Genomic DNA, 23,872 nt, shown 5'->3' with positions numbered 1-23,872 from the left:
TGATATGAAGAGAGTAATTATTGTAACCGATGGTGATAATGTTGCTAAAAGGGCAGTAGAGAAGGCAACAGAGAATCTGGATTTGAGGGTTATATCTAGATCTGCTGGCAATCCAACACCTTGTGATGGAGAGAAGGTATTGGATATGATCGAGAGTTGTCCAAAAGACCCTGTTGTAATTATGGTAGATGATCAAGGTTATAGTGGTTGTGGCAAGGGAGAGCAGGTTATGGAGAAAGTAGTTCAATCTGAAAATATTGAAGTTTTGGGTATTGTTGCAGTAGCATCAAATACTCCTGCTGTCTCTGGGGTTAAGCCTAACTTTTCAATAACTCGAGATGGAAACCTTGTAAACTTGCCGGTGGATAAGTATGGAACTCAAGAAGGCAAGAATCATCAAATTCTAGAAGGAGATACAGTAGATATAATTAACGAGTTTTCTGATCTTATGGTTGTTGGGATAGGAGATTTGGGTAAGATGTCTGGAAAGGATAGCTTTGAGGTTGGAGCACCTATAACGACTAAAGCTATAGAGGAGATACTTAAGAGAAGCGGGGTGAAGGAATGAAGGTAAGCAAAAGTTTAGGCGATAATCTAAAGTATATAAAGGATAAGATTGACGGGCCAAAGACCTTCGACTTCTTTAATCGTGATTTCAAGATTGCAGGTAGGGACGTTAGCCTTATCTATGTTGATGGTTTAACTAATGGAGATATTTTGGTTTGGTTATTAAAATTTTTGATGGATATAGAAGAGGAAGATCTCAGTATTGACTTTTTAGAGAAGTTAGTACAGAGTAAGTTACCCTATACAGAGATTGATCTATTAGATGATGTAGATACCATTATAGATGATGTCTTAGCAGGTCCTCAGGTTTTATTAATAGATGGTGAAGACAAAGCCATAAAGATAGATGCTAGAGGTTGGGAGATGAGAGGTCCAGAAGAGCCTGAGTTAGAAAAAGCTACTCGTGGAGCTGAAGATGGTTTTATAGAGACTATGGTTTTAAATGTAGGTATGGTTAGAAGAAGAATCAGAGATCCTAAGTTGAGAGTAGAGCCCTTTAAGTTGGGGAGTCGATCCAAAACTGATGTAGGTGTATTATATATTGATGATCGAGTAGATAAAGATCTTCTAAAGGAGGTTAAGCAGAAGCTAGAAGAAGCTGACTTAGAAGGTTTACCTTTGGCCGATAGAACTGTAGATGATATTTTAACTGGTCAAGGTATAAACTTTTTGCCCAAGGTAAGGTATAGTAATAGACCTGATATCGTAGCCGCTCATTTATTGGAGGGGAAGATATGTGTAATAACAGACAATTCGCCAACAGCACTGATCTTGCCGGCTGTATTCTTAGACCATACTCAGAATTTAGAAGAATATAGATATCCACCTTTAATAGGTAGTTATTTTAAAGCGATTCGATTTATAGCAATATTTTTGGGGCTTATTCTACCACCACTATGGTTGTTAATGGCCTATGGTCCAGACTGGGTGCCAGAGGCTTTAGAGTTTATTGGACCAGAGGAAGTTGGTCAGATATCTTTGGGAGCCCAATTTATCATAGCGACTATAGGTATTGATCTGATTAGAATTGCTTCGATACAGACACCAACAGCCCTTGCTACATCTTTGAGTTTGATTGGTGCTTTAATTCTAGGTGAGTTCTCTATTGAAGTAGGTCTTTTCAATCCAGAAACTATACTATATTTAGCTATTGGAACAATTGGTACCTTTGCAATACCTGGATTAGAGATAGCTCTATTCTTTGAAATAGCTAGGTTGATACTGATAATACTTGTAGTATTTTTAAGAACCCCAGGATTCATTGGTGGAGTTGTAGTGATATTTATGCTATTTCTCTTCACTAAATCCTTTGGTATACCATACTTGTGGCCTTTGATTCCATTTAAATGGAAGGCATTGAAGACATATATATTCAGACAATCAGCACTCAATTTGGATGAAAGAAGGCATGAAGAATCTAAAGAAGATAATACCCGTCCTTCTGAATAAAATTTTAAGGAGTGATTTGGTGAGCTTCAAAATCGGAATACCGAAAGCGTTGTTGTATTATAAGTACTACCGAGGATGGAATAAGTTTTTTGAAGAGCTAGGATGTGAGGTGGTAAATTCTGATAAGTCTACTAAGGATATAGTAGATAAAGGGGTATCATTATCTGTTGATGAAGCCTGCTTTCCAGTTAAACTATTTTTAGGTCATGTTGATTATTTAAAGGATAAGGTTGATTACCTCTTCATTCCAAGAGTTATTAGTGTTCAACCTAGAGAGTATCTATGTCCTAAGTTTATGGGTCTGCCCGATATGGTTAGGCATAATATAGATAGGATTCCTCCTATTATCGATACAACGATAAATATGAGAAGTAGGAAGAGGGATCTTCTAAAGTCTGCTTTTGAGGTTGGAGATATTTTAGGTAAAGGTTATATAGAGGTGACTAAAGCCCTTTTTAAAGCTTTGAGGGAGTTAAGAAGGTATAAAAAAGAGATGCTAGATAAAAGTCATGATAGATTTGATTATAAGATTGGACTTCTAGGACATGAGTATATAATCTATGACCCTCATGTGAGTATGAACCTTATTAAGAAGTTAAGAAAAATGGGGGTAGATGTGATAACTTCAGAGATGGTGGATGATCAGATTTTAGAAGAGCAAGCCAAGGGTTTTTCTAAGGATATGTTCTGGACTTTAAGTAAGAGTATGCTAGGTTCTGCTTATCATTTCTTTGAGCGGGATGATATAGATGGGATCATTCAATTGACAGCCTTTGGTTGTGGACCTGATTCTTTGGTAGGAGAGATGGTTGAAAGGGAGTCTAAGCGAAGAAGGAGTCAGCCCTTTATATCATTAAATTTAGATGAGCATACAGGAGAGGCCGGTCTTGTGACTAGATTGGAAGCCTTTATTGATATGATTAGATGGGAGGGAGCATAATGAAGATAACCTTTCCTCATATGGGAACCATGGCCATTCCGGCAAAGGCCTTATTTGAAGAATTGGGTTTTGATGTGATTTTGCCACCTCCAATTACAAAGAAGACTTTAGATTTAGGAGTCAAGCATTCGCCTGAGTTTGCTTGTCTTCCTCTTAAGATGAATGTCGGTAATTATATTGAAGCCTTAGAGTTAGGTGCTGATACTATTATTATGGGTGGAGGTGTTGGCCCGTGCCGTTTTGGTTACTATGGTGAGGTACAAAAGGAGATATTAAGAGATTTAGGTTATGAATTTGAGATGATTATCTTTGAACCTATGCAAGGTAGGTGGAAGGACTTTTATAAAAAAGTAAGGTCATTATTAGGGAAGATGTCATTATTGAAACTTAAGAGTGCCTGGGACAAAGGATGGGCCAAAGCCAAGGCGGTAGATAGATTAGATTCTTTGATTAATAAGACAAGACCTTACCTTATAGATCCCAAGAAAGGTACTCAAATCTACAAGGAAGGTCTTAGTTTAGTAGATGAGAGCAATGATATAAAGAATATAGAGAAATCTGTAGATTTAATAGAAGGCAGGTTAAATTGCTTGAAGAGGAAGAAGAATTTTAAACCTTTAAAGGTAGGTTTGGTAGGGGAGATATATGTGGTCTTAGAGCCCTTTACTAATTTGAATATAGAAGAGAAACTTGGAGAATTGGGGGTATTAGTGGATAGATCTATCTTCTTAACAGATTGGATCAAAGAGCATATGGCCCTTAATTTATTTAGAGACCTAAAGCATAATAGAAATGTTAGGGAAGCAGCCAAGCCTTACCTTAATCATTTTGTAGGAGGACACGGTATAGAGTCTGTAGGTGAGACAGTCTTATATTCTAGAGAAGGATATGATGGTGTTATTCACTTATTACCTTTTACTTGTATGCCTGAGATAATAGCCCAAAGCGTTCTTCCTACAATAAGTAAGGAGAAGGATATTCCAGTACTCTCTTTGAGTGTAGATGAGCATACTGGTGATGCTGGTTTTGTAACTAGACTGGAGGCCTTTATCGATCTATTGGCCCGTAAGAAAGAGGAGGTAGTTGTATGAGTAAAGGATATATGGGAATTGATGTTGGGTCGGTAAGTACGAATATTGCAATTATTAATGAGGACAAAGAGGTTCTAGAGAAACTTTATTTAAGGACTGAAGGAAAGCCAATTAGAGCTATCCAAGAGGGTATGATGAGAATGAAGGATAAGGTGGATATAGAGATTGGTGGTGTAGGAGCAACAGGTAGTGCAAGGAATTTAGCCGGAGTAATTGTTGGTGCAGATGTGGTAAAGAATGAGATAACAGCCCATGCAGTTGCTGCATCGACAGTAAATCCAGAGGTTCAGACCGTCTTAGAGATTGGTGGTCAGGATTCTAAGATAATCATATTAAGAGATGGTGTAGTAGTAGACTTTGCAATGAATACAGTCTGTGCAGCCGGAACTGGATCTTTTTTGGATCAGCAGGCAAGTAGATTAAATATTCCTATAGAAGAGTTTGGTGGGTTGGCCCTTAAAGGAGATAATCCAGTTAGGATAGCAGGAAGGTGCTCAGTTTTTGCAGAGTCAGATATGATACATAAACAGCAGTTAGGACATAATCTAGAGGATATTATTGGAGGGTTATGTGAAGCTTTGGTAAGAAATTTTTTAAATAACCTTGGTAAGGGCAAGGAGGTACTAGGTCCTGTTGTATTCCAAGGGGGGGTAGCAGCAAATTCCGGTATCAGGGCAGCCTTTGAAGATGCATTAGATTTAGAGATTATTGTTCCTGAATATCATAATGTAATGGGTGCTATAGGTTCGGCGGTGTTGGCCCAGGAAGCGGTTAAGAAGAAAGGAGAAACCAGCTTTAAAGGTTTTGATAGTTCAGGATTTAATTACCATGTATCAAGCTTTGAATGTGAGAAGTGTTCTAATTCCTGTGAAGTTATTAATATTCATCAAGAGGATAGAATTATCGCCAGTTGGGGGTCAAAATGTCCAAAGGGTGAAGTTGTAATTTCTAATGGTTAAATAATAAAGCTATGCTTTATTATTAGTGATGAGTAATTAGTAATGCCTAATAGCTAGCTACTTGCTAGCTATTAGGCAAACCTTCCTCGTTAAAAGTAGGGTTTAAAGCTTTTTAGCTAAAAGCCCATAGCTAGAAGCTAGTAACTAATAAACTTACTATTGTTATCCTCTAACAAATATGTTTTAATATAATAAGTGTTATATTTATATTTAGAGAGGGTGATAGAAAGTTGGATAAAAAAAGTTATTTCCCCATAGTATCAGGATTAATTACATCAATTATATTTGGATTTTCTTTTTTATTTACTAAGGAGGCTTTAGATCTGTTGGCTCCGTTTCATTTACTGGCCTTTAGATTTTCTTTTGCAGCTGGTGTATTGACTCTGCTTAAATATCTAAAAGTTATTAAAGTTGACTATTCTGGAAAGAGGATTAAACTATTACTTATGTTAGGAATCTTTCAACCAGTCTTTTATTTTGTCTTTGAGACAATTGGTTTAAACTTGACTACTTCATCAGAAGCAGGGATGGTGATTGCTTTAATACCAGTTATAGTTACAATATTAGGAGCAATCTTTCTTAAAGAGATACCAACTCCAAAGCAACTTTTCTTTATAATCACTTCAGTTTTAGGGGTCTTCTTTATTATCTTTATGGGTGATCGAGTAAGAGTAAGTGGTGAGTTTATAGGGCTATTATTGCTATTAGGGGCTGTTTTGTCAGCAGGAATATTTAATATTATTTCAAGAAAGCTATCTTTAGAGTTTAATGCTGTTGAAATTACTTATATTATGATGTTGATGGGTGCAATTACTTTTAACACGATATCATTAATTCAACATACAATAGGTGGGAATTTAGCAGGTTATTTGGCCCCTATATTTGAAATTGAAATATTAATTGCTGTAGTATACCTAGGTATACTATCTTCAGTAGTAGCATTCTTTTTGGTCAACTTTATGTTATCTCAGATGGAAGCTTCCCGTTCTGCCGTCTTTGCTAATCTAACAACTATTGTTTCGGTAATTGCAGGAGTCACCTTAAGAAATGAACCTTTTTATTGGTTTCATGCTGTAGGATGTATATTAATAATAATCGGTGTTTGGGGAACTAATTATTATAGGGGTAAAGGCAAATTGAAAGATAAAAAAAGGTTTTTGAGAATTAATCTCAAAAAGTGTTGACATAGGTTTACTAATATGTTATTCTAATCACAACGAAAAATGAATATAAAGTGATAGAGGAGCAATAATCAATAGTAATATTAAGGAGCTGTGTTGGCTATGAATTAATAGGAAAGGGGTTATTGCCGAAACCTTTAAGAGAAAACACATCTCTTGAGGTTGGTTTTTTGCTTAATAGGTAAAGAATTGCCACTAAATGTGGAGGGCTATCTTGTAAACTGATAATAGTGATATTTGACGGTTATGAGATAATTCTCATAACCGTTTTTACAATAATAAGACTATAATTAACTTTTAGAGAGGGGAATAGTAAGATGAAATTGCAAGGAAATATGAGTATTAATGAGCAGGGAGTATTGGAGATTGCCGGTCATAGTGTTGTTGATATTGCAAATGAATATGGGACGCCAGTGTATATATTAGATGAAGGGGAGGTTAGAGAGAATTGTAGAGCTTATCGTAAAGCTTTTGAAAAGTGGTATCCAAATTCTTTAACTTTATATGCAAGTAAGGCATTTTTGTCTTTGTCTATGGCAAGAATTATTGATGAGGAAGGTTTAGGATTAGATGTAGTCTCAGGCGGAGAGTTGCACATAGCATTAAAAGCTGACTTTCCAGCAGAGAAGATATATTTCCATGGGAATAATAAGACTGCTAGTGAAATTAGAACTGCTTTAGATGCCAATATAGGGTCTTTTGTAGTTGATAATACCTATGAATTAGAAATGTTAAATAGATTAGCTGGAGAAAAGGGGTTAGAAGCTGATATTCTATTAAGAGTAACGCCAGGTATTGAAGCTCATACTCATAGTTATATACAAACAGGTCAGACTGATTCTAAGTTTGGTCTAGGCATCCAAAACGGTTTAGCCTTAGAGGCAGTTAAAGAGGCTAAAGACTTAGAAAATGTCAAACTAAAGGGAATCCATTGCCATATTGGATCTCAGATTTTTAAGCTAGAGTCTTTTGCTAAAGCTGTGGATGTTATGTTAGAGTTCGTTGAAGATATCAAAGAAGAAGTAGGAGTAACCTTAGAAGAGCTAAATTTAGGTGGGGGAATTGGTATCCCTTATACAGATGCTGAAGTGAAACCAGATATTGAAAAATATGCTAAGATTGTAGCAGGTTCAATTAAGAAGAAGTGTGAAGAGTTAGATATCCCATTACCAAGGGTTATTAATGAACCAGGTCGTTCGATTGTAGCTACTGCTGGATCTACAATCTATAGTATTGGATCTGTTAAAGAAATTCCAGAAATCAGAAAGTATGTTGCAGTAGATGGAGGAATGACAGATAATATTAGACCAGCTCTTTATGAGGCAGAGTATGAAGCTATTATAGCTAACAAAGCTAATAAAGAGAAAGAAGAGGAAGTAACTATTACTGGAAAGTGCTGTGAGTCAGGTGATATCTTAATTAGAGACATTAAATTACCCAAGGCAGAGTCTGGTGATATTCTCTTAATTTCTTGTACGGGAGCTTATGGTTATTCAATGAGTAATAATTATAATGGAATCCCAAGACCAGGAGTTCTATTGATCAATGAAGATAAAATTGACTGGGCAGTTAAACCACAAAGTTATGATGATTTAATTGCTAATGATCAAATACCTGAACGATTGAGAAAATAAACTAAAAAGAAGTTATCCACTTAAGTGGATAACTTCTTTTTAGTTTATGATAAAAGGTTTTAGCTTTTGTGTTATAAATATTTCTATATTTATTTCTTAATTAAAACTTACCTTATTTAGGTTGACTTTTTTTTACTAATAATCTATGGTATAATAAAGATTAGCTTATTAAAATCTAAAGTTATATATAATCTTGTTTAATATATTCTAGTTTTTTGGCTTATTTTTCAAAGGAGGGTTAAGATGGAGATAATTATCAGTCATCAGAGAACTGACTTTGATGGTTTAGCTTCTATGGTGGCAGCACAGAAGCTGCACCCAAAAGGCGTTATGGTCTTTTCAGGTAAGTTAACGAAGAATGTTAAGAAGTTTATGGCCTTATATAGAGATAGAATTACTGTTAAGTATGCTAGAGATATTAATAAGGATGATATAACTAGAGTTATTATGGTTGATACGAGGGTCCCTTCTAGACTGGGAGTTTTTTCTGATTTAGCGAAGAAGGATGGAGTTGACTTTTTAATCTATGATCATCACCTTGATAGAAAAGGACTAATACCCCAAGCCAAAGAGGTGATTGAAGAGGTTGGAGCTACAATCACAATGCTTGTCAACCGCTTAAAGGCGAAGAAGATAGAGATTACCCCTTTTGAAGCTACTTTATTTGCTCTTGGGATATATGAAGATACCGGTTGTCTTATCTATAAGAGCACTACTTCAACAGATGCTAAATCAGTAGCTTATCTGCTTGAAAAAGGGGCCAACTTGGAGATAGTAGAGGATTATATAGAGTACTCTTTAAATAGAAAGCAACAGGAGCTCTTTAATAAATTATTAGACTCTTTATATCAGGTATCAGTTAAGGGTTTTGCTATAGATATCTTTAGCGTTGAAATTGATGAATACATACCTGATATCGCTTTGTTGGCCCATAAGCTTAATGAATTACATAATGCAGAGGCTTTGTTTATTTTGATTAAACAAGGTGATAAGGTCTTGATTATAGGAAGAAGTAATAATGATAGTATAGATGTAGGTGATATCTTAAATTATTATGGTGGTGGTGGACACAGTAGAGCTGCTTCAGCCAATATTAAGGGTGATACAAGATCTTTAATAGATTGGCAAGAGGAGTTGCTTTGTACTATTAAAGGAAAGGTCAACCCTGCTATATTGGTAAAGGATATTATGTCTACACCTGTTAAGACAGTGGGTTTAGATACTACTATGGGTGAAGCTGATAAGATTATGCAAAGGTATGGTTATTCAGGTTTAGTAGTAGTTGATGATGAAGAGACTGTTGGGATTATTTCAAGAAGAGATATTGATAAGGTTAGAAAACATAACCTACTACATGCTCCAGTTAAAGGTTATATGTCGACAAAACCTGTAACTATAGACCAAGAAGCTTCTCTAAAAGAAGTACAAGAAGAGATAGTAAATCATGATATTGGTCGACTACCTGTCGTTGATAAAGGGGGTAAATTAGTAGGTATTATTAGCCGTAGTGATCTTCTAAAGACCTTCTATGGTAGAGAAGATTATCTGATGAATAAGCAGAACTTATATGGAAGAAGCTTGGTTGAAGTCCAGGAGAAACGTTACAATATAATCGATAAGTTTAAGGTTATTGATGATGATATTATGAAGATTTTAAGAAGGTCAGGGGAGTTGGCCCAGGAGATGGGCTTTAACCTTTATATAGTAGGAGGTTTTGTAAGGGATCTTCTTCTAGATAAAGTTAATTTAGATTTAGATTTGGTAGTAGAGGGTGATGGCATTGAATTTTCTCGTAAGTTGGCCCAGGAGCTTAAAGGAGAGTTAGATATTTATCATGAGTTTGGTACGGCCTTAATATCATTAGATAAAATTAAGCTAGATATTGCTACTACAAGGGTTGAGTACTATTCTAATACTGCAAGTCTTCCAGAGGTGGAGAAAGGCTCAATCCAAGAAGATCTATTTAGAAGAGATTTTTCAATTAATGCCTTGGCAATACAATTAAATGCTCCTTATTTTGGTCAATTGGTGGATTATTTTAACGGTAAAGCTGATTTAGAGAAAGGAATAATTAGATTACTACACAACTTTAGTCTTTATGATGATCCAACTAGAATCTTTAGAGGCTTAAGGTTTGCTAGTCGCTATAGGTATAAGTTTGAGGAGAGAACAGAAGAGTTAATTAGACAAGGTATCGAGTTAGATATAGTCGATAAGATGAGTTGTGAAAGGTTATTTTCAGAGGTTAAGCTTGGATTAGAGGATGATGATCCTATTAAATTCATCGGACTATTAAATAAGTATGGTTTATTATCTTATATAGATGAGAACCTTAGTTGGGATGATCAAAAGGTAGAATTGGCTTCTAAGATATCAAAAATATTAGATTGGCTTTCGGCTTTAGAGGTATCTTTTAGCTTTGAAGAGTGGGTTCTTTATCTTATGATCTTATTTAAAGGTTTAGAGAAGGAGAAAATAAGAGGTCTAAAAGAGAAGTTAAGTTTAAATAAAAATTTATTTTATAGGCTTTTGGCTACAATTAGAATAGATGATGATATTAAAATGTTGAAGCAAGCTCATAGCTCTAGCCAGATATATTACTTCTTACAGAGCTTAGCAATTGAAGATATTATCCTAATTTTATTGTTAGAACCTAAATTAGAGGCTAAGGTAAGCCTTTATTTAGAAGAGTTGCAATGGGTTGATCTAGAAGTTTCAGGAGAAGATATTATTGAATATGGATATAAGCCTGGTCCTTTCTTTCAAGATGTTTTAAAAGAGGTTAAAAGGGCCAAATTAGATGGAGAAGTAAATGGTTATAAAGAAGAGCTTGAATATTTAAGAGAGTATATAGAGAAAAGAGGTGATTAGAATGCCATTAGTAGCTGAACTACTTATATTAATACCGATACTATTATTATCTTTATCAATACATGAGTTTGCCCATGGTAAGATGGCTGATATCTTAGGAGACCCAACCCCTAAGATGACAGGAAGGTTAACTTTAAATCCTATGGCCCATTTAAGTCTGTTAGGAACTCTAGTTTTATTGACAACTAGAAGGTTTGGTTGGGCAAAACCTGTACAAATAAACCCTCGTTACTTTAAGGATAAGAGAAAAGGAATGATGCTTGTAAGTATAGCTGGCCCTTTATCAAATATATTAATGGCCTTTCTTTTGGCTATTTTATTTAGATTTACAGGAGATTATTTGATACAATTTTTAAATCCCAATATAGTTGTTACATTCTTTATGGTTGGAGTTTCTTTGAACGTGGGTTTAGCATTGTTTAATCTCTTGCCAGTACCTCCATTAGATGGGTCTAAAATCTTAATGGGGATATTACCACCTAGTATGGATAATATAATATATAATCTAGAAGCTTATGGCCCTTTTATCTTAATGCTTTTAGTATTTACTGGAGGACTAGGAAGGGTATTAGGAGTGCCTTTAATTGTTATAAGGAATTTGATTTTTAGTATAGTTGGAATTATATAATAAGGGATAGAGGGACCTTTGAAATTGAGATTCCACGAGTGGTTTATGCTTTTTATAAACTATGAGGGACCTTTGAAATTGAGATTCCACGAGTGGTTTATGGTTTTTGAACCCGAAGGCTTTAAAAACTTGGAGGGATAGTGCTTAGAATTATATGATTTTAGATTATAAATTTGAATTTAAAATAAAACTTAAAAAATCACCTCATCCCTAATCCTTCTCCTCATACCAGGATAGGGGAACAAAGATAATGCTTTTAGTTCTCTCTTCTAAGGTAGGATAGAGTTAGAGTGAGGTATGAAAAGGTTTTAAATTAATTGATTTTAGGGGAGGAATTGTTATGAGTAAGAAAGGTACTATTTTAAGTGGGATGCGACCTACAGGTAAATTGCACTTAGGACACTTAATAGGAGTTTTAGATAATTGGAAGAGGTTACAAAAGGAGTATGATTGTATCTTTGAGGTGGCAGACTGGCATGCTCTAACTACCAAATTTGATCAGACTGAAGAACTGCAAGAGAATATTAGAGAGCAGGTAATAGATTGGATTAGTGCTGGAATTGATCCAGAAGAGAGTATTATCTTTGTTCAATCCCATATACCAGAGATTGCAGAGTTAAACCTTTTACTATCTATGATCGTTTCTGTATCTAGATTGGAAAGAAACCCTACATATAAGGATCAGATCCAGGAGTTAGGAGTAAAGGACTCTATTCCCTTTGGCCTTTTAGAATACCCTGTATTACAGGCTGCTGATATATTAACTTTCAAGGGAGATAAGGTGCCTGTTGGAGAGGATCAACTTCCTCATATAGAGATAAGTAGGGAGATAGCAAGAAGATTTAATCATCTTTATGGAGAAACTTTCCCTGAGCCTGAGCCAGAGCTTGCTGAGATCAAGAAGTTATTAGGCTTAGATGGGCGAAAAATGAGTAAGAGTTATGGTAATGCTATATATTTAAGTGATGGCCCTAAAGAGATAGAGAATAAGGTCAAAAAGATGGTAACTGATCCTGATAGGATTAGATTAGATGACCCAGGTAACCCAGAAGTATGTTCTGTATTTGGATATCATAGAATATTTACTGAAGATAAGGCAGAAGAGATAGATAAAGGCTGTCGTAAAGCTCAGATTGGTTGTATGGATTGCAAGAAGACATTAGCAAATTCAATTACTGATTATTTATCGGATATCCACCAAAAAAGAAGAGAGTTAAAAGAGAACCCAGAGATTGTTGATGAGATTTTGGCGAAGGGTGTTAATAAGGCTCGTGAAATTGCCAAAGTGACTCTAGAAGAAGTAAGAAAGGCAATGAATCTAAAATAGGAGTGATAGAGTATGGGCTATCAAGTTAGAATAGACGCCTTTGAAGGGCCAATAGACTTATTGTTACATCTATTGAAGAAGGATAAGGTGGAGATTTATGATATTAGAATTTCTGATATCACAAAGCAGTATTTAAATTATATTACAGAGATGAATCAGCTAGATTTAGAGGTTGCTAGTGAATTCTTGGTGATGGCTGCTCGACTAATGGAGATTAAAGCCCAAACTCTATTACCAAAAAAGAAGAGTGATGAAGAAGAGGATGAGGTTGACCCTCGTCAGCAACTGGTAGAGCGGTTATTAGAGTATAAGAAGTATAAGGAATTAGCTAGTCAATTACAGGACTTTGAAGTTAAGAAGCGCAAGTCTTATACTAGAAATGTAGCACCTTTATTGGCTAATTTAGAGTTTGAAAGTGTAAATCCATTAGAAGATGTTGAATTAGAAGACTTTATAGTTGCTTTTCAAAGGGTGTTAAAGAGAAGAAAAAAGAGAAGGCAAGAGGCTAAAAAGGAGGAAGAGGTACCTGAGATTCCTCAAATTAAAAGAGAGAAGGTTACTATTAAAGAACAAGAAGGATATATTATTAAAGAGTTAATGATTAGAGGTGGAGAAGTCAGTTTTATAGACTTATTTTCAGACATTACAACTAGGTTAGAGGTAGTAGTAAGCTTTATGGCTTTATTGGAATTAATAAAATTAAAAGAGATCAAGATTAAGCAGGAGGATAGTTTTAGTGATATAAGAATTTACCTTCTGGGGAGTGGTTTAAATGTTAAAAGCGGATGAGATAAGAGGAGCAGTTGAAGCTTTATTATTTATGGGTACAGATCCTTTAAAGCTTAAAGATATTGTAGATGTCTTAGGTATAACTAAAGAAGAAGTTAAGGATTCTTTAGATAAGATAAAGAAAGAGTATCAAGGGGCAGATAAGGGTATTGAATTGGTAACGGTTAATAAAGGTTATCAATTGCAGACCAAGGAGCAATATCAACCCTTTATTAAAGAGCTGCATAAACCAGAAATGAACAATTCTCTAAGCCAGGCAGCATTAGAGACTTTAACTATAGTAGCTTATAAACAACCTATTACTAGAGCCGAGGTTGAGGCGATTAGGGGGGTTAATGTAGAGAAGGCTTTAAAGACTCTACAAAAAAGAGGTTTGATAAAGGAAAAAGGTAAGAAAGATACTATAGGTAATCCAATTATTTATGGGACGACTGATCAATTTTTAGAGTATATGGGGCTAAATGATCTTAAAGATTTACCTTTACCCCAAGAGTTTACTCAACTTCACGAAGAAGAATTAGAAGAAGAGGTATTCAAAAAATAAGAATAAATTTTCCAGAACTAGGTATCTTAATTGATATCTAGTTCTTTTTTTTATAGTAATAAAGTATAGCTTTATTACAGGAATCTGGAATAAGTAATCAGGAATAAATAGAGCGTTAAAATCTAAACCTTTAGGATTAATGGTTTGCCAGATTCCTAACATTTGAAAGGATGATTTTATGATACTTATATTAATAATCTTAGCCTTGATCATTCTTTATTTTATACCAGTAAAGTTAAGAATGGATTTAATATGCAAACAGAAGAACAAATCTTTACATATCAAAGTAAGTGGAATGCTAATGATAATTAATGATAGAGTTAAAATTCCTTATCTTAATATAGAAGAGTGCTTTTCTTTATCAAATTTAGAATTCAAAGGAGAGTTTGAAAGTATTTTTGAAGAGGGGATAAGTGCAGAGGAAAGTTTAGGGGAGAAGGAAAGTTTAGAAGATATTAAAATATTTTTCAATCGTTTAGATATTGACCCAAATTTAATTCGATTTTTTTTTGAAAAAGTAAATAACTGTGATTATTTCCTTTGGAGGAGTAGTTTTGGTTTTAGTAATCCAGCTTATACTGGAATAATTACTGGTTTGTTATGGGGGCTTAAAGGCTCAGTTGTTGGGTTAATGAGTAATAATCTAAAGTTAGAAAAAGACCCTGTATTTGAAATATGTCCCGATTTTGATGGTTCCTCCCCCTTGAAATTTGAAATAAAAGGTATATTTAAATTGAATTTAGGAAAAATTATACGTATAGGTTTTACTATTGTTTCGTCAAAGATAAAAAAGAGGAGGAGAAAATATGAGCAAAGAACATCCCATTGAAGGATTAATGTCTACTGCAATGGAGAATATTAAAGAGATGATAGATGTCAATACAATTGTCGGTGATGCAGTAGAAACTAAAGAGGGAAATGTTATAATTCCTATTTCCAAAGTCAACTTTGGTTTTGCTGCTGGTGGTGCCGAATATAAGTTAAAGAGTAAAAAAGATGATGAGAGTAATACTCCAAAGTTTGGTGGGGGTAGTGGTGCTGGAGTTATGTTACAGCCAATGGCTTTCTTAGTTGTTAATAAAGAACAGGTAAGGCTTTTACCAGTTAATAATAAGGCTGGAATAGAGCGTTTGATTAATTTAGTACCTGAATTAATCGATCAGTTTGCTGATGTTTATAGTGGTAAGAAAAATAGTGATAGGCAGGTAGACTTGACTTATTAGCTTCTAAAGTGGAGGGTAACCTTCACTTTTCTTTTGAAACAATGGAGGTGTTTTTTATGAATAAAGCAAGTAAAAGGATAATTTTGATTTTAGTAGTAAGTCTATTGTTAAATATTGGATTAAATATCAGTGTTTTTGCTAGTCCAAGTATAAGTTCTTATGCAGCAATCTTAATTGATGGGGATACAGGAGAGGTTCTTTATGGAAAAAACATTCATAAGAGAAGGGCTCCTGCTAGCACTACAAAGATAATGACAGGAATTTTAGCAATAGAGCAAGGGAATTTATCAGATGAGGTCACAGCAAGTCCTAGAGCTGCTTATGAAGGAGGGTCTTCTATATATTTAGTGCCAGGTGAGACTTTAACTTTAAGAGAAATGGTCTATGGTCTTATGGTTAAGTCTGGAAATGATGCAGCAGTAGCCATTGCTGAACATATAGGGGGATCAGTAGAAGACTTTGCTCAGATGATGAATATAAAAGCAAGGGAGGTTGGAGCTCTAAATACTACCTTCAAAAATCCTAATGGTCTACCACAAGAAGGGCATTTGACTACAGCCTATGATTTGGCCCAGATTACGCGTTATGCACTACAGAACCCGTTCTTTTCTGAGGTTGTTGCAACCCCGAAAAAGAGGATATCTTGGCCCGGTAATAGTTGGGATAGGATATTAAAGAATACAAATAGATTGTTAACTAGATCAGATATAGTAGATGGAGTAAAGACAGGTTATACTAGGGCAGCAGGAAGGTGCTTAGTAGCCTCTGCAACAAAAAATGGTAGAAGGTTGATAAGTGTAGTTTTAAAGAGTGGTGATATGTGGGGTGAGTCTTTAGCTTTATTAAATTATGGTTTTGATAATTATGATAGAGTAGATCTAATTGATAAAGGTGAAGTTGTTCATCAAATTAAATTAAGAAGAGGTGAAAAGATAGATCTAATAGCTGATAAAGACTTTAAGGTGGTCATACCTAAGGGGGAGGAAGTTAACATAAAGAGGTCTCTAAGAGTTTATAATTATACCCTTCCTATTAGAAGAGGAGATAAGATGGGTAATATATCCTTTTATAATAACGAGGGCCAATTAATAGGAAAGGTAGATATAATAAGTGACAGAGATGTTGAAGAATCAGCTATCAATAGATTTTGGAAGATAATCACCTCAAGGATACAAATTTATTTTTAAAAAGGAACCTGAACTCTTATCGTGAATAACTTTAAAGAAAGATAAAAAGTAGTTGAGGTGATATTAGAATGGACAGATTACAGAAAGTAATGGCAAAAGCAGGAGTGGCATCAAGACGTAAAAGTGAAGAGATAATTACAGAAGGTAGGGTCAAAGTAAATGGAAAGTTAGTAAAGGAATTAGGTGTTAAGGTAGATCCTAATAAGGATAGGATCGAGGTAGATGGTAAAGAAATAAATAAGGAACAGAAGGTTTACCTTCTTTTAAACAAACCAAAGGGTTATATTACTACTGCCGATGATCCAAAGGGGAGAGCAACAGTTTTAGACTTAGTTAAGGTAAAGCAGAGGGTCTATCCAGTTGGTAGGTTGGATTATGATACAGAGGGTCTATTACTCTTAACAAATGATGGAGATGTAGCCTATGCTCTAACCCACCCAAGTCATCAGGTAAGTAAGGAATATATAGCAACAGTTGAGGGGGTTCCAAATCAAGGTGCCCTAGATGCTTTAGAGAGAGGGATCAAGCTTTATGATGGATGGACTGCTCCAGCTAAAGCTAGGTTAGTAGTTGATTATAAAAATAAATCTATTGTATCTTTAGAGATTCATGAAGGTAAGAAACATCAAGTAAAGAGGATGCTTAAATCGGTAGGATACCCAGTTTTAGAATTGAAGAGAATTAAGATGGGACCTTTGGAGTTGGATGACAATTTAAAGTTAGGTTCTTATAGGAGGTTAAAGCGCTGGGAAGTCAATAAATTAAAAGAGATAGCTAAGAGGGTTAAAGAGAATGAGTAAGAGGAATTATATTATTCCTATCTTTGTACCCCACTTAGGATGTCCCCATGATTGTGTTTTTTGCAATCAAGAGGAAATAACAGGGGTTAAAAGAGGCCTTGGTTATGCTGAAGTGATCAAGAAGGTTGATTCTTATCTAGAGACCATACCTAAAAGGGCCAACAACATTGAAGTAGCTTTTTATGGTGGAAGTTTTACAGGGATTGACCCTCTTTATCAAAGAGAATTACTAAAAGCAGCTAAAGATAAATTATTAAAAGGTGATATAAATGGAGTTAGGTTATCGACTCGTCCTGATTACATAGATGAAAAGGTTTTAGATTACTTAGAGGATTATGGTGTTACAGCTATAGAGCTAGGAGTACAGTCTTTAGATGAGAAGGTTTTAAAAGCTGCTGGGAGAGGTCATAATAGAGAGGTGGTTTTAAAGGCTGTAGATTTAATTAAAGAATATAATTTTCAATTAGGACTACAGATTATGCCTGGACTACCTGGTAGTAGTAGGGAATCTGATTTTCAAACAGTAAAGGAGATCATTCAACTAAAGCCAGACTTTGTTAGAATATATCCTACCTTGGTTATAAAGGGGACTCAGTTGGCTTCTCTTTATAAGAGTGGACACTATATCCCTTTATCCCTAGAAGATGGAGTAGAGATTAGTTCTACTATTTTAGAAGAGTTAAACAAAGCTCAAATAAAGGTTATAAGGGTCGGTCTACAGCCTTCAGAAGGTGTAAATGATGATGAGGTGATAGCTGGACCCTTCCATCCCTCCTTTAGACAGATTGTAGAATCTAGAATTATGTTAAAAAAGGTTGAGGAAAAAATAGATGATAATCCTATTAAAACTCTAACTATTACTGTTAATTCTAAGGATATATCTAACCTTAGGGGTCAAAAGAATCATAATATAGATACTTTAAATAATAAATATCCTATAGAAGAGATAATAATAAAAAGAGATGATACCCTAGAACGCGGGAGTGTTATTGTGGAAGCGTTATAGGTAATAAAGCGTAGCTTTATTACTGGTGATGAGTAATCAGTAATGAGTAATGGGTAAAACCTTAAGAAAACAGAAACCCCTTTGTTACCTAAGACTTATAAGAGGTTTTGAGATTTTGACTCTACTCATTACTCTTCACTCATTACCCATTACTAGTGGCACGAAAGTGACGCTTTATTACTATAAATCCTCAAAAAAATTTTTAAATATGAATATTTTAGTAGACTAGTTAATATATATTAACATAAGAGATATATTAATCTACTAAAAGTTGAGGAGGAAGAAATATGGAAATGTTGAAGGTATCATCAAAATCAAAGCCAAAATCTGTTGCTGGGGCTTTAGCTGCTGTAATAAGAGAAGAAGGAAGAGCAGAATTGCAAGGCGTTGGAGCGGGTGCAATCAATCAAGCTGTTAAGGCTATTGCAATTGTACGGGGCTTTATAGCACCTAATGGTATAGATTTAATTGCAATTCCCGCATTTTCTGAGATTGAAATTGATGGGCAAGAAAGAACAGCAATTAAATTCATTGTAGAACCAAGGTAACGGGAAAAAAGAATAATTTTAGAAAAATAAAAGTTTTTTAAATTGTTTAATATTTGTTGATGATTATCTGTTAGATAGAAATTTCTCTAAAGCATATTATTATATTTATAATTTTAAAATCCTCTCCTAATAAGGGGAGGATTTGTGCTTATATTTATTTTTTGACAAACTTATGATAGAATATAAGGTGGACTTGTATTATTGGTGGAGGAGGAATTTTTTGTGTTTTTGAAACGGATAACTATAAAAGGGTTTAAATCCTTTGCAAATAAGGTTAAGGTAGATTTTGAGCCCGCTATTACTGGAGTCATTGGCCCTAATGGTAGTGGGAAGAGTAATATTTCGGATGCTATTAGGTGGGTTTTAGGTGAACAGAGTGCTAAAACCTTGCGTGGTGGAAAGATGGAGGATGTAATCTTTGCTGGTAGTAAGGATAGGAGAGCCTTGGGTATTGCCGAGGTTTATTTGACTTTAGATAATAGAAATGGAGATTTGCCTATTGATTATAAAGAAGTAACAATAGGTCGTAGGGTGAGTCGTAGTGGAGATAGCGATTATTTAATTAATAATAATATATGTCGATTAAAGGATGTTAAAGAATTATTTATGGATACTGGAGTTGGTAAGGATGCTTACTCAATTATTGGACAAGGTAAGGTAGAAGCTATTTTAAGTGAGCGTTCTGTAGATAGAAGAGAGCTTTTCGAGGAAGCAGCAGGTATTACAAAACATAAGAGTAGGAAAGAAGAGGCATTAAGGAAGCTAGATAATACTCAGCAGAAGTTACAGAGGATAGAAGATATTATTAGTGAGATAGAAAGACAGATTGGGCCGCTTAAGAAGGAGTCCAAAAAGGCTATAGAGTATAAAGATTATCAGGGCCAACTAAAAGAGCTAGAGGTTAATCTATTACTTAATAAGTATAATACCTTTGATGATAAGCTAGATGAAAAGCTAAGGGAGAAACAATCTTTGTCTTATAAATTAACTCAAGCCAAGGCTGCAGTAAGTGAATATGATCTAAAGATGGATAAGTACAAGCAGCAAAGTGAAGAGTTAACTACTAAGATTGACCAAGAGAAGGATAAGATATTTGAAGCAAAGAGTAATGTAGAGAGGATAGAAAATAAGCTTAAATTAGCTAGGGAGAAGAAAGATAACCTCGTTAGAGAGAAGAAACGTTTAAATAAAGAAGTTGTATCTTTAAATAGTAATATAGAGTTAAATACTAAAGAATTAGATAATAAGAAAATTAGGGAAGATCAGTTAGAGGAGTTAATTGAAAAGAAGGAAGAGGATTTAAGGGCTAAAGAATCATTAGCTAATCAGATACAAGAAGAGTTGGCTGCTTATCTATCTCAAAAGAGTAAGATAGAAGGAAATAGATTAAAACAGGTTGATAAGATAAGTGATCAAAGGCATAGATTAAAGAGTATGGACAGAGAGATCCAAAGAGATAAAGAGGATATTAATAAGCTAAAGCAAGAGAAAGAAGAATTAGCTAGAGATATCAAGGATCTAGAGAGCATTAGAAGAGAAGGGCAAGAGGGTTTAGAGGAGACAAAGGATAAATTAAATACTTTAAGCGCAAGACATAAGGATTTAGAAGTTAAGGTAGAGAGTTTAAAGAGTGATTTACATACTTTGCAAAAAGGTTATGAAAGTTTAAAGGGTAAATATAATAGTAAAAGGTCTAGATTTAAGGTCTTAAAGGGTATGGAAGAAAATTATGAAGGCTATTATAGAGGGGTTAAGAATCTATTAAAAGCAACTAAAGGTAATAATGATTTTAAAGGGGTCTGTGGAGTAGTAGCAGAGCTTATTAATACTCCTAAGGAATATGATACAGCAATTGAGATTGCCTTAGGTGGTAGCCTCCAGAACATAGTAGTTGAAGATGATAAGGTAGGAAAGAGGGCTATTAATTATTTGAAGAAGAATAGAATGGGTAGGGCTACCTTCTTACCGATTAATTTAGTCAGTCGCCGTTATTTAAATAATAAAGAGAAGGGTGCCTTAGATATTGAAGGTGTAATCGGGATAGCTAAGGATTTAGTTAGCTATGATCAAAAGTATAGACCTGTCTTTGAGAGCCTTTTAGGAAGGGTTATTATTGCCAAGGATATGGATGTGGCAGTTAAGGTCTCTAAGGCTACAAATAAGAGGGTAAAGGTTGTAACTTTACAAGGAGATTTAATTAATCCTGGTGGAGCTATGACAGGAGGTAGTAGAAATCAAAATAATAACCTTTTAGGTCGTTCTCGAGAAATTGAAAAATTAGATGAGCTTTTAAAAGGTTTATCTAAGGAGTTAAAGTTGTTAGAGGAGGCTGGCTTAGAGAAGAGAGGTCAACTCTTAGAAGCTGAAGGAGAGATTAAAGAGTTGAACAAAAATATTCATTCTTTAGAGATAGAGAAGAATGGCTATTCTAAAGACATAGAAGGTTATACTAAAGAGATAGATCGTTTAAATAAGGAGATTGATGAGAAAGATAAGAGGTCATCTCAATTAAAGGATAAAATAGATAGTTTAGAAGTAGAAAAGGGTGGACTATCTAAGGCTTTAGAGGACCTTAATGAGGATGGAAGTAATATTAAAGAGATAATCAAAGAGCTTGAAGATAATATAGAGGCTAATCAAGCTAAGAAGGAAGAGTGCAATGAGTTGATTACTGACTTAAAAGTTGAGATTGCTTCATTGCGTAAGGAAAAAGAAGGTCTAAGAGAAGATATTAGCCTTAAGGAGAGATCTATTAAAGGTGCTAAAGAGGGAATTCAAAGGAGAGAAGCAAGCATTAAAAGGCTAGAAAATAAAGATGAAGATCTAGAGGACCAACGATCTCAATTACATAAAGATCGCGAGCTTAAAAGTCAAGAGGTCTTTGAACTGAAGAACCGACTAGATGGCTTTAGAGATAAGAAGAAAGAGGCTGATGGACAGATAGCTCAATTTTTGCAAGAATCTAAAGAGATAAGAGAACAATTTAATTCACTTCAAGAAGGTTATAATAAGGTTGAAGTGGAGTTGGCCCAGTTAAAGGTCAAGGTTGAGAATACCGAGTCGAGATTAAGAGAAGAATATGATTTAGAGGCCTGCCAAGCTGTAGAAAGCAGGGTAGCAATTGATGACTATTCCAAGGTAGAGAAGAGGATTAAAGAGTTAAAGAGGTTGATGAAGGGCTTAGAGCCTGTTAATTTAACGTCAATTGAGGAATATGAGAGTTTAAAGGAAAGGTTTGATTTTTTAAGGGAGCAGCATGATGACTTGGTAGAAGCCAAAGAATCTTTAGAGAAGGTAATAAGTGAGATGGAAGAGGAGATGAAGGAAAAGTTTGCTCAGACATTTAAACAAGTTAAAGCACAGTTTGAGGAGATTTTTGTTGATCTATTTGGTGGAGGAAGAGCTCAATTAGCTTTGGAGGATGAAGATGATCTATTAGAGACAGGTATTGAGATTAATGCCCAACCACCAGGGAAGAAGTTACAGAAGCTATCTTTGATGTCAGGAGGAGAGAAGGCTCTAACAGCTACTGCTTTGATCTTTTCCCTTCTAAAGGTAAATCCAAGCCCTTTCTATGTCCTTGATGAGTTGGATGCTCCTTTAGATGATGCTAATGTTAATAGATTTGCAGCTTATTTAAGGAGATTATCTGAGATATCTCAGTTTATTGTCATTACTCATAGAAAAGGAACTATGGAAGCAGCAAATGCTCTTTATGGGGTCACAATGCAAGAGTCTGGAGTCTCAGAGATGGTCTCTTTGAGGATGGATGATTTGGATGAGTATGAAGAGTAGGAATTTAGGAATTGGGAACGAAGAATAAGCAAGTTCAAAATCTTTAAGTCCTTGACTTTGATCTGTACAGATTCCAGACTTCTGATTCTAGAATACTGCCTTTGTCAGTACGGGTGATTTTGCACTTGAAGTTTTAAGAAGATAAAAATCATTAGCATAAATCATATAGCTAATAATAAAAGGAGGAAATTATGAAGGTAAAAGGTATAGGAAAATTTGTAGTAGATAGATTAGTAGAAAGAAGCAACCATTTAAGCCAAGGAAGACCCGCTGGGGCTATTGGTTTTTTAAATGATGAAGGGTACATAGATGCATTGACAGATTTGGTAGATGGGGGTATATCTGGCCTTCCTTATAGAAAGATGTTATCTAAATTAGTAAAGGTAGAAGGGGAGTCTCTTTTAGAGATAATTAATCAACTGCCTGATAATGCAGTGATAATTACCACTAACCCTGGAAAGACAGGGATAATTGTTGGAACTGGTGGTCTTGATATCTTTAATCTTCCTCTAGTAAGTATAGGGGTGAAGATGGGTAAAGCAGCTGGGGTAGGTCTAATTTATCCTCAAAAGAAGCTATTTGATCTCTCTACCAGCTCAGAAAATATTCAATTAAAGAGGTTAACAGCCAATACTATGGAAGAAGAGAGGGATATCTTAAGAGAGTCTTTCAACCTTCAACTTAATTATTTAGATGTTTGTGAAGAGTTAGAGGTTGTTGATATTGAAGAAAGGGATGTAGAATTATCTCTAGTAAAAAGTGATTGGGAGATTCCAACTGTTGAAGTTGATTCTATAGATGAAGGTTTTGCTAAAAGGTTAGTAGATAAATCTACTCAGGTTGAGCAAGGAAGAGAGGTAGCAGCCATTGGAGAGGTAAAGGATGGTCATATAGTACAAAAAGGTGAGATTGTAGTTGGTGGTATGGGTTATGTACCATCGAGGATGCTTGCCTCAAGTTATACAGATATCTCAGGCTTATCTCTAAAGGAAGCTTATACTGAAGTTATTCCTAACAACGTAGTGATAGTACATACACATCCAGGTGGAACAGGTGTAATGCATATGGGTGATGCCATGGCTGGCCCGGGAACTTGGGGGAGACCGGTAGTTGCTATTGGTCATGATAAAGATGGTAACATTAGAGGGGCTACAGTTATTGAACTTCGTCCTGAAGTTGCTAACCTTGCCGATGAGTATGAAGAGGTTGGTCAACGGTATTATTTGGCCCAAACTCCAGAAGAAGAGACAGAGATAAGAAAGAGGAGATTTGGAATCGCCCAAGAATATACAGATTTATGTAAACCAATTGAGATGAAATAGTGGGGAGTGAA

The 23,872-nt window shown here is 35.0% G+C and carries 20 protein-coding genes and 1 riboswitch; all 20 genes read left to right on the top strand.

Annotation, left to right across the window (positions count from 1 at the left end):
- Positions 1-4 precede the first annotated feature (4 nt).
- Positions 5-568, top strand: a complete 564-nt coding sequence (locus HALSAC_RS0109150) for a stage V sporulation protein AE (RefSeq protein WP_027340011.1) — start codon at positions 5-7, stop codon at positions 566-568.
- A complete protein-coding gene (locus HALSAC_RS0109145; RefSeq protein ID WP_027340010.1) occupies positions 565-2,016 on the top strand; it encodes a spore germination protein in 1,452 nt (483 codons plus the stop codon). The genes HALSAC_RS0109150 and HALSAC_RS0109145 overlap by 4 nt, the downstream gene beginning before the upstream one ends.
- Before the next feature lie 19 nt (positions 2,017-2,035).
- A complete protein-coding gene (locus HALSAC_RS0109140; RefSeq protein WP_035571570.1) occupies positions 2,036-2,956 on the top strand; it encodes an acyl-CoA dehydratase activase-related protein in 921 nt (306 codons plus the stop codon).
- Positions 2,956-4,047, top strand: a complete 1,092-nt coding sequence (locus HALSAC_RS0109135; RefSeq protein WP_027340008.1) for an acyl-CoA dehydratase activase-related protein — start codon at positions 2,956-2,958, stop codon at positions 4,045-4,047. The genes HALSAC_RS0109140 and HALSAC_RS0109135 overlap by 1 nt, the downstream gene beginning before the upstream one ends.
- Complete coding sequence (locus HALSAC_RS0109130; RefSeq protein WP_027340007.1) at positions 4,044-5,006, top strand: acyl-CoA dehydratase activase; 963 nt, start codon at positions 4,044-4,046, stop codon at positions 5,004-5,006. Before HALSAC_RS0109135 ends, HALSAC_RS0109130 begins: the two co-directional genes overlap by 4 nt.
- 230 nt (positions 5,007-5,236) lie before the next feature.
- Positions 5,237-6,190, top strand: a complete 954-nt coding sequence (locus tag HALSAC_RS0109125) for a DMT family transporter (RefSeq protein ID WP_027340006.1) — start codon at positions 5,237-5,239, stop codon at positions 6,188-6,190.
- Between the two features lie 46 nt (positions 6,191-6,236).
- A riboswitch (Lysine riboswitch) is annotated at positions 6,237-6,407 on the top strand.
- A 97-nt stretch (positions 6,408-6,504) separates the two neighbouring features.
- Positions 6,505-7,821: a diaminopimelate decarboxylase gene (gene lysA, locus HALSAC_RS0109120; protein ID WP_027340005.1), complete on the top strand. Its 1,317-nt coding sequence runs from the start codon at positions 6,505-6,507 to the stop codon at positions 7,819-7,821.
- 243 nt (positions 7,822-8,064) lie between these two features.
- Complete coding sequence (locus HALSAC_RS0109115) at positions 8,065-10,692, top strand: CBS domain-containing protein (protein WP_027340004.1); 2,628 nt, start codon at positions 8,065-8,067, stop codon at positions 10,690-10,692.
- Between the two features lies 1 nt (position 10,693).
- Entirely contained in the window at positions 10,694-11,320 is a 627-nt protein-coding gene (locus HALSAC_RS0109110) for a site-2 protease family protein (RefSeq protein WP_027340003.1), read from the top strand.
- Between the two features lie 340 nt (positions 11,321-11,660).
- Positions 11,661-12,647 carry a tryptophan--tRNA ligase gene (gene trpS / locus HALSAC_RS0109105; protein WP_027340002.1) on the top strand — a complete coding sequence of 329 codons (987 nt, stop codon included), beginning with the start codon at positions 11,661-11,663 and terminating at the stop codon, positions 12,645-12,647.
- Between the two features lie 12 nt (positions 12,648-12,659).
- Entirely contained in the window at positions 12,660-13,436 is a 777-nt protein-coding gene (locus HALSAC_RS0109100; protein ID WP_027340001.1) for a segregation and condensation protein A, read from the top strand.
- Positions 13,420-13,980, top strand: coding sequence for an SMC-Scp complex subunit ScpB (gene scpB, locus HALSAC_RS0109095; RefSeq protein WP_027340000.1), 561 nt, complete (start codon positions 13,420-13,422; stop codon positions 13,978-13,980). Before HALSAC_RS0109100 ends, scpB begins: the two co-directional genes overlap by 17 nt.
- 178 nt (positions 13,981-14,158) lie before the next feature.
- Positions 14,159-14,809 carry a DUF2953 domain-containing protein gene (locus HALSAC_RS0109090; protein WP_027339999.1) on the top strand — a complete coding sequence of 217 codons (651 nt, stop codon included), beginning with the start codon at positions 14,159-14,161 and terminating at the stop codon, positions 14,807-14,809.
- Positions 14,787-15,203: a GerW family sporulation protein gene (gene ytfJ, locus HALSAC_RS15520; RefSeq protein WP_035571567.1), complete on the top strand. Its 417-nt coding sequence runs from the start codon at positions 14,787-14,789 to the stop codon at positions 15,201-15,203. Before HALSAC_RS0109090 ends, ytfJ begins: the two co-directional genes overlap by 23 nt.
- A 56-nt stretch (positions 15,204-15,259) precedes the next feature.
- Positions 15,260-16,390: a D-alanyl-D-alanine carboxypeptidase family protein gene (locus tag HALSAC_RS0109080; protein ID WP_027339998.1), complete on the top strand. Its 1,131-nt coding sequence runs from the start codon at positions 15,260-15,262 to the stop codon at positions 16,388-16,390.
- A gap of 68 nt (positions 16,391-16,458) precedes the next feature.
- The gene (locus HALSAC_RS0109075) at positions 16,459-17,190 is read left to right on the top strand and encodes a pseudouridine synthase (protein ID WP_027339997.1); all 732 of its coding nucleotides are present in this window, start codon (positions 16,459-16,461) and stop codon (positions 17,188-17,190) included.
- Positions 17,183-18,196, top strand: a complete 1,014-nt coding sequence (locus HALSAC_RS0109070) for an elongator complex protein 3 (protein ID WP_027339996.1) — start codon at positions 17,183-17,185, stop codon at positions 18,194-18,196. The genes HALSAC_RS0109075 and HALSAC_RS0109070 overlap by 8 nt, the downstream gene beginning before the upstream one ends.
- Positions 18,197-18,483: 287 nt before the next feature.
- Complete coding sequence (locus tag HALSAC_RS0109065; RefSeq protein WP_027339995.1) at positions 18,484-18,744, top strand: stage V sporulation protein S; 261 nt, start codon at positions 18,484-18,486, stop codon at positions 18,742-18,744.
- A gap of 222 nt (positions 18,745-18,966) precedes the next feature.
- A complete protein-coding gene (gene smc / locus HALSAC_RS0109060) occupies positions 18,967-22,539 on the top strand; it encodes a chromosome segregation protein SMC (RefSeq protein ID WP_027339994.1) in 3,573 nt (1,190 codons plus the stop codon).
- 191 nt (positions 22,540-22,730) lie between these two features.
- A complete protein-coding gene (locus HALSAC_RS0109055; protein ID WP_027339993.1) occupies positions 22,731-23,861 on the top strand; it encodes a hypothetical protein in 1,131 nt (376 codons plus the stop codon).
- Positions 23,862-23,872 lie beyond the last annotated feature (11 nt).

This window comes from Halonatronum saccharophilum DSM 13868 (assembly GCF_000517025.1).
Lineage (GTDB): Bacteria > Bacillota > Halanaerobiia > Halobacteroidales > Halobacteroidaceae > Halonatronum > Halonatronum saccharophilum.
This window is presented reverse-complemented; position numbering and strand designations above follow the sequence as displayed.

Bases quoted from the DNA above. Each gene is read 5' to 3' on its own strand.
- HALSAC_RS0109080 (WP_027339998.1), top strand. From the start codon at position 15,260: ATGAATAAAGCAAGTAAAAGGATAATTTTGATTTTAGTAGTAAGTCTA.
- HALSAC_RS0109150 (WP_027340011.1), top strand. From the start codon at position 5: ATGAAGAGAGTAATTATTGTAACCGATGGTGATAATGTTGCTAAAAGG.
- HALSAC_RS0109065 (WP_027339995.1), top strand. From the start codon at position 18,484: ATGGAAATGTTGAAGGTATCATCAAAATCAAAGCCAAAATCTGTTGCT.
- HALSAC_RS0109100 (WP_027340001.1), top strand. From the start codon at position 12,660: ATGGGCTATCAAGTTAGAATAGACGCCTTTGAAGGGCCAATAGACTTA.
- HALSAC_RS0109090 (WP_027339999.1), top strand. From the start codon at position 14,159: ATGATACTTATATTAATAATCTTAGCCTTGATCATTCTTTATTTTATA.
- HALSAC_RS0109110 (WP_027340003.1), top strand. From the start codon at position 10,694: ATGCCATTAGTAGCTGAACTACTTATATTAATACCGATACTATTATTA.
- HALSAC_RS0109145 (WP_027340010.1), top strand. From the start codon at position 565: ATGAAGGTAAGCAAAAGTTTAGGCGATAATCTAAAGTATATAAAGGAT.
- scpB (WP_027340000.1), top strand. From the start codon at position 13,420: ATGTTAAAAGCGGATGAGATAAGAGGAGCAGTTGAAGCTTTATTATTT.
- lysA (WP_027340005.1), top strand. From the start codon at position 6,505: ATGAAATTGCAAGGAAATATGAGTATTAATGAGCAGGGAGTATTGGAG.
- HALSAC_RS0109135 (WP_027340008.1), top strand. From the start codon at position 2,956: ATGAAGATAACCTTTCCTCATATGGGAACCATGGCCATTCCGGCAAAG.
- HALSAC_RS0109075 (WP_027339997.1), top strand. From the start codon at position 16,459: ATGGACAGATTACAGAAAGTAATGGCAAAAGCAGGAGTGGCATCAAGA.
- HALSAC_RS0109055 (WP_027339993.1), top strand. From the start codon at position 22,731: ATGAAGGTAAAAGGTATAGGAAAATTTGTAGTAGATAGATTAGTAGAA.
- HALSAC_RS0109070 (WP_027339996.1), top strand. From the start codon at position 17,183: ATGAGTAAGAGGAATTATATTATTCCTATCTTTGTACCCCACTTAGGA.
- trpS (WP_027340002.1), top strand. From the start codon at position 11,661: ATGAGTAAGAAAGGTACTATTTTAAGTGGGATGCGACCTACAGGTAAA.
- ytfJ (WP_035571567.1), top strand. From the start codon at position 14,787: ATGAGCAAAGAACATCCCATTGAAGGATTAATGTCTACTGCAATGGAG.
- HALSAC_RS0109130 (WP_027340007.1), top strand. From the start codon at position 4,044: ATGAGTAAAGGATATATGGGAATTGATGTTGGGTCGGTAAGTACGAAT.
- HALSAC_RS0109115 (WP_027340004.1), top strand. From the start codon at position 8,065: ATGGAGATAATTATCAGTCATCAGAGAACTGACTTTGATGGTTTAGCT.